This window comes from Rhodococcus sp. IEGM 1354 (assembly GCF_030056855.1).
Lineage (GTDB): Bacteria > Actinomycetota > Actinomycetes > Mycobacteriales > Mycobacteriaceae > Rhodococcoides.
On record NZ_JASHKT010000004.1, the window covers coordinates 529,136 to 535,135 of the forward strand.

The window sequence follows — 6,000 nt, forward strand, 5'->3', positions numbered from 1 at the left end:
TTCTCGTCTGTTGCAGCGGCAGGTTCGGCGGCCGAATCGGTACCGGTCGAATCAGTCACGCGGGTCCTCCGGATCGAGTCCGAGCAGCGGAAACACTGCTCGACGAGTGGCGATGATGGCCGAGTCGACACGTTCGAGTGCCCGGTCGGTGCCATCCGTTCCGGCCAGCGATCCACCGGGACCGTCCCAGGCGGGATAGTCGACGTCGCCGCCGTCGCCCATGGTCTGGGGCAGATCCACGCTCGGTGCCATGGTTCTCACTCGCTCGCGCCAGGTGTCGGGCAGGGATGCCATCGGATCGATGTCACGGCCGAGAGCAGCTGCGATCAGGTGAGTCCAGGCCCGTGGAACCACCCGGACCAAGCCGTACCCGCCTCCCCCGACGGCCAACCACCGACCCTCCGAGTAACGGTCCGCAAGGTCGCGCATCGCCAGGAAGGCCGCATTCTGCCCGTCGACGGTGAGCGCGAGGTCTGCGAGCGGATCCTCGCGGTGACTGTCGACGCCGCACTGACTGACGATGATCTGCGGCCGGAACGCTCCGATCGCGCCCGGAACGATCGCGTGGAAAGCGCGCAGCCAGAGCCGATCTGCGGTTCCGGGCAGCAGTGGGACGTTGATCGAGGAACCCTCTCCGCGTTCGGTCCCTACCTCCGTCGACCATCCGGTGTTCGGCCACAGTGTTGCCGGGTGCTGATGCAACGAGACGGTCAGCACCCGAGGATCACCGAGAAACGCTGCTTGGACGCCATCACCGTGGTGTGCGTCGACGTCGATGTAGGCGATGCGGTCGAACCCGTTGTCCAGCAACCACGAAATGGCGATGGCGGCGTCGTTGTAGACGCAGAAGCCCGAGGCCCAATCGGCCATCGCGTGGTGCATTCCACCGCCGATGCTCACGGCTCTCCTGGCCCGCCCCGATGCGATCTCCCGCGCTGCCGCCAAGGAGCCGCCGGTCAGCATCGCGCTGGCTTCGTGCATGTGCTCGAACACCGGGTTGTCGTCGGAACCGAGACCGTGGACGACGTCGTCGGGGTCTCGCAGAGCCGGACCCTGCGACGGCGCGCGCTTGACGGCCTCGATGTACGCGCTCGTGTGAAAACGCAGCAGCTCCGAATCCGGTGCCGCCGTCGGTTCGACGAGCTCCACGCCGGACAACACACCGAGATCGGTGGCGAGGGCCATCGTCAGATCGAGCCGCGTCGGGTTCATCGGATGGTCGTCGCTCCACCGGTAACCGAGGTAGTCCGCGCTCCACACGACGATGTCTTCGGGACGGTTGGGGATGGATACGGCGGCGCGTGTCGCCTGATCAGACATAAGGACAAAACTACGTTGCCGCGCGGGATGGTGTTGCCGGGTTCCGGTGTTGTGTTCTGTACCCGGTTGTGACGCGCCACGGCGAGCCGCTTCCCTCGTTGTGATGCGCCGCGCCCGCCGCCATCGGGTGCAGCGCCGATTCAGGGCCGCTGACGGTACGATCGAACCCGACGAAGGGGTTGAGTGTGAAGGATCTGGTCGACACCACGGAGATGTACCTCCGGACGATCTACGATTTGGAAGAAGAAGGCGTCATCCCGCTCCGCGCGCGGATCGCCGAGCGGCTGGAGCAGAGTGGTCCCACCGTCAGTCAGACCGTCGCCCGAATGGAGCGCGACGGTCTTCTGTCCGTCGCCGGTGACCGGCATCTTGAGCTGACCGAGAAGGGCCGCAGCTTGGCCGTCGCGGTCATGCGCAAACACCGTCTCGCGGAGCGTCTTCTCGTCGACATCATCGGACTGCGTTGGGAAGATGTGCACGCCGAGGCGTGCCGCTGGGAACACGTGATGAGCGAGGAGGTGGAGCGCCGGTTGGTCACCGTGCTGAACAACCCGACGACCTCGCCCTACGGTAATCCGATCCCTGGCCTGGCGGAACTGGGTCTGGGTCAGACGACACTGGCACCGGAGGCTCTCATTCGTCTGACCGACGTCCCGCTCGGCGAGCCCACTGCTGTCGTCGTACGCCGCTTGGCCGAGCACGTTCAGTCCGACCCGGAGGTCATCGCTCAGCTACGCGAGGCGGGCGTGGTTCCCGACGCGCGGGTTACAGTCGAGGCCAAGCCGGGGTCGGTGACGATCACGGTGCCAGGGCACAGTGGTGTCGACATATCCGACGAAATGGCGCATGCCGTTCAGGTGAAGAAAGTCTGATTTCTTCGCACGGACGGCATCTGCCACGTGTGAGGGAGATCGAACAGTGAAGCTTCTCGTTACCGGTGGTGCAGGGTACGTCGGCAGTGTGTGTGCGGCGGTACTCGACGAGCGCGGCCATGAGGTCGTCGTCGTGGACAACCTGTCCACCGGTAATCGGGACGCCGTTCCCGCCGGGGTCACTTTCGTCGAGGGTGACATCGGAGACGTCGCAGCGGACGTGTTGACGGGCGGCGATTTCGACGCGGTTCTGCACTTCGCAGCTCAGTCGTTGGTGGGCGAGTCCGTCGTGTCACCCGACAAGTACTGGAGCGGGAACGTAGTGACGTCCCTGGCTCTCCTGGACGCCATCCGCGCCTCCGGCACGCCCAAGTTGGTGTTCTCCTCTACCGCGGCCACCTACGGCGAGCCCGAGAAGACCCCCATCACCGAGGACGACCCCACTCGTCCCACCAACCCGTACGGGGCGACCAAACTCGCGATCGATCACGCCATCACCTCGTATGCAGCGGCCTACGGTCTCGCCGCTACCAGTCTGAGGTACTTCAACGTGGCCGGCGCTTACAAGGGTTTCGGTGAGAATCGCGTCGTCGAGACCCACCTCATCCCCCTCGTATTACAGGTCGCCCTCGGTCAGCGAGAGAAGATCTCGGTGTTCGGCACGGACTGGCCCACTCCCGACGGCACAGCCGTCCGCGATTACATCCATGTCGCCGATCTCGCCGAAGCCCACATCCTCGCCGTCGATGCCGCCCAGCCCGGTCGGCACTCCATCTACAACCTCGGCGGCGGCACCGGTTTTTCCGTCGACGAGGTCATTTCGTCGTGCAAGCGCGTCACCGGCCTGCCCATTGCCGTCGAACATGCGCCTCGCAGGCTCGGTGATCCGGCCGTGCTGATCGCATCGAGCGCCCGTGCCGTCGAGGACTTGCACTGGACGCCGGAATTGACCGATCTCGATCGCATCGTCTCCGATGCGTGGGACTTTCTGCAACAGCTCGGCGACCGTTCTCACGCGGCTCGCTGAGCAGGCTGCAGATCAGCGCCGGCCGAACGGGTCGCCCGGCAGCCGAATGCCGCAGGCTCGCGCACAGGCGAACCCACTCTCGGCGACTTCGCGAACCAGGGCAGGACTGGCACCGACACTGAGCGAGCGGTCCAACAGCGACGCCAAACTGTGGGAACTGTCTGCCTTCAGGGCCGCATCGATCGCGATCCGGGCCATCGGGCCGTCTCCTCTCACGTAGGCGCTGAACGCGAGAAGTGTTGCTGCTATCGCTCTTTCGCGGTTCGGAACCAGTCGGGTGAGGTGCGCCCAGAATTCCTCGACGACATCTGCATCCTCGCCGAGAGTCAGTGCCAGCACCGCGTCTCGAACCTGCACATGCCCGATCGCGACGGCGACCCGCGCGAAGTCGGTCGTCTCGAGCTCGGAATCGTAGGGAGACCGCGCGAGGTAGGACAACACCGCCGTCAGGTGGTCGGTCAGCGACAGTGCACCGCCACGCCGAAACCGTGCCATCTCGGCGGCGACTGCCTGCACCGTCTCGACCGGGCCGGGTGCGATGAATTCGGCGAGCTCGTCTCTCGAGCGTCGTACCGGATAGCCGTCCAACACTCTGGCCACCGTCAGCGGCGATGCCGTGGGATCGGCTATGCGACCGTGCTCGCGTGGGCCCTGCAGCGACCACCAGTGCGCGGCATCGGCAATGGCCGAGGTTGCGAAGGCGGCTTCGAGCCGCACGCTGAATGTCGAGAGGGTGACCTCGAGCTCGTTCACCAGTTCCTGAACGTCGAGTGTGTAATGCGTTCGCTCGTTGCGGCCGAGTCTGTCGTCGACGAACACAGCGATCACCGAGACGATGTTCTCGAATGCGCAGTAGCCCGCCAGGTAGTCGATGACGTCGAGCATGTCCGGAGTGGCGCGAGTGTCGCTACCCGCACGTCGATCGGTGTGCTCGCCGGCGAGCACGAGGTCGTGCCGCATCGTCGGTCCGATGCTGGAGCCGCCGTCCTCGAGCGCAATGAGCACCATCGAGCGATGAGGATCGAAGCCGAGCATGGCCGGGATCGCGGCCAACAGTTCGCTCGCGTCACCGATCCGTACGCGGTGTCGACCGGAGAACGGGTCGTGGGAGTTCGTCGGTGTGTACATGCCTCGAAGTCTCACGGGGCTCCGACTGGCCTCCCCGGCTCGACCAGGGGCCGAGCAGAACCCTGTGCATGCCGGGCCCTCTGTGGATGAACCAGCGTTCACCCGCCTCAGCCGAGCAGACCGTGTCGGTCGGCTCTGCTAGAGGGGCCGCCACCACGGCGGGAGAACGTCAGCTCTGGTTCACCTTCTGCACCGCGGCAGTGAACAGCTCGTCCAGCGTCATCGCATCGGGTGTGGCGGACCCGAACGACATGAACGTGGCCGAGATCCGCACGCCGTCGACCTGCGCCATCAGGGTCAGCATCGACTGGGTGACGGCATCCCCGCCGGTGCCCGACGAGACGGTCTGTCGCACGGCAAGTGTGTCGTCGGCGTCTATCGGCGGTGCGGGTGTCAGCGTGGACGTGACCGTGGAGGTGGCACCGGACTTGGTTGCGGTCACCTCGCCGCACTGTTCGAGCTGCTCTTTGCGCGCCGAGAGCGGCTGGTCGACAGCGGTCAGTTCGATGGAGATCGTGGATCGACTGTCGTTGTCGGTGCCCACGATCATCGCCGTACCGGTCGGGCCGAAGTCCTGGTCCGCGGGTTTGCACCCCGCCGGGCTGACCTCGGCGCCGGCCGGGATTCCACTGAGATCGGGAGCGGCCTGCGAGATGGCCTGCTGAGGCAACACCAACGCGTCGTACGGAGCCGGGAAGCTGGCCGGGTCGATGAGCAGTGTGTTCAGGTCCGTGCCGGGCTGCGATGCGGTGGTGCCACCGGCAGTGGGCTCGGCCGTTCCGGTGACGGTGGAGCTGCACCCCACCAGCACGAATGCTCCGATCGCCGCCGACGTGGCAGCGATGGTCAGGCGGGTCTGTGCGGCGCGGCTCACGTGATGTCCTCTTCGAGTTCGTGGGGACGCCGCAGCAAGCGCTTCGGCGTCCCCACCACTGTCTCATTCCGCCCACCTCGAACGCGGCAGGCGAGCTACGACAGTGTCGCAAATGTCAGTTCCCGCGGGCGATCCACTCTTCGAGGTGCGGCGACTCGTCCCCGATACTCGTCCCGTCACCGTGCCCGGTGTTGACCCGGGTCTCGGCAGGCAACGCGAACAACCGATCCCGAATCGACCCGATGATCGTCGGGAAATCCGAATACGACCGGCCCGTCGCCCCGGGCCCACCGGAGAACAACGTGTCCCCCGAGAACAATTGACCCGCCTCGGGCAGATACAGACACGTCGACCCCGGCGAATGACCGGGTGTATGCAATGCCACGATGTCCGTCCCCGCGACGGTGATCCGCTGACCGTCCTCGAGCACCGAATGCCCGATGCCCGGATGCGTCTGTTCCCACAACACATCATCGGCCGGATGCAACAGAATCGGCGCATCCAACTCCCCCGACAGCTGCGGAGCGACCGTCACATGATCGTTGTGCCCGTGCGTACACACGATCGCTCGCACAGCACGACCGGCGACCGCATCGACGATCGGACCGGCCGTATGCGCGGCATCGACGATCACCACCTCGTCGTCGTCACCGATCACCCAGATGTTGTTGTCGACCTCCCACTCGCCGCCATCGAGCGCGAACGTCCCCGACGTGACGACCTTCTGGACTCGGAACTGCCCGCTCACAGGACCACCACCGAACGCAGCACGGTGCCCT

General features: G+C 65.7%; 6 protein-coding genes. 2 read left to right on the forward strand and 4 right to left on the reverse strand.

The window, feature by feature from the left end; genetic code table 11:
- Positions 1-51: 51 nt before the first annotated feature.
- A complete protein-coding gene (locus QM588_RS12075; protein ID WP_283313503.1) occupies positions 52-1,320 on the reverse strand; it encodes an acetoin utilization protein AcuC in 1,269 nt (422 codons plus the stop codon).
- A 185-nt stretch (positions 1,321-1,505) separates the two neighbouring features.
- Here QM588_RS12075 and QM588_RS12080 point away from each other — a divergent pair, with 185 nt between their 5' ends.
- A complete protein-coding gene (locus QM588_RS12080) occupies positions 1,506-2,192 on the forward strand; it encodes a metal-dependent transcriptional regulator (RefSeq protein ID WP_027496875.1) in 687 nt (228 codons plus the stop codon).
- 46 nt (positions 2,193-2,238) lie between these two features.
- Complete coding sequence (gene galE / locus QM588_RS12085; RefSeq protein ID WP_283313505.1) at positions 2,239-3,219, forward strand: UDP-glucose 4-epimerase GalE; 981 nt, start codon at positions 2,239-2,241, stop codon at positions 3,217-3,219.
- Between the two features lie 12 nt (positions 3,220-3,231).
- Here galE and QM588_RS12090 read toward each other — a convergent pair whose 3' ends face one another.
- The 3 genes from QM588_RS12090 to QM588_RS12100 form a co-directional block, all read right to left on the reverse strand.
- Positions 3,232-4,347, reverse strand: a complete 1,116-nt coding sequence (locus QM588_RS12090) for a DUF4192 domain-containing protein (RefSeq protein WP_283313506.1) — start codon at positions 4,345-4,347, stop codon at positions 3,232-3,234.
- Between the two features lie 169 nt (positions 4,348-4,516).
- The gene (locus QM588_RS12095; protein WP_371129016.1) at positions 4,517-5,191 is read right to left on the reverse strand and encodes a DUF5642 family protein; all 675 of its coding nucleotides are present in this window, start codon (positions 5,189-5,191) and stop codon (positions 4,517-4,519) included.
- A gap of 145 nt (positions 5,192-5,336) precedes the next feature.
- Positions 5,337-5,969, reverse strand: coding sequence for an MBL fold metallo-hydrolase (locus tag QM588_RS12100; protein WP_283313591.1), 633 nt, complete (start codon positions 5,967-5,969; stop codon positions 5,337-5,339).
- Between the last annotated feature and the right edge of the window lie 31 nt (positions 5,970-6,000).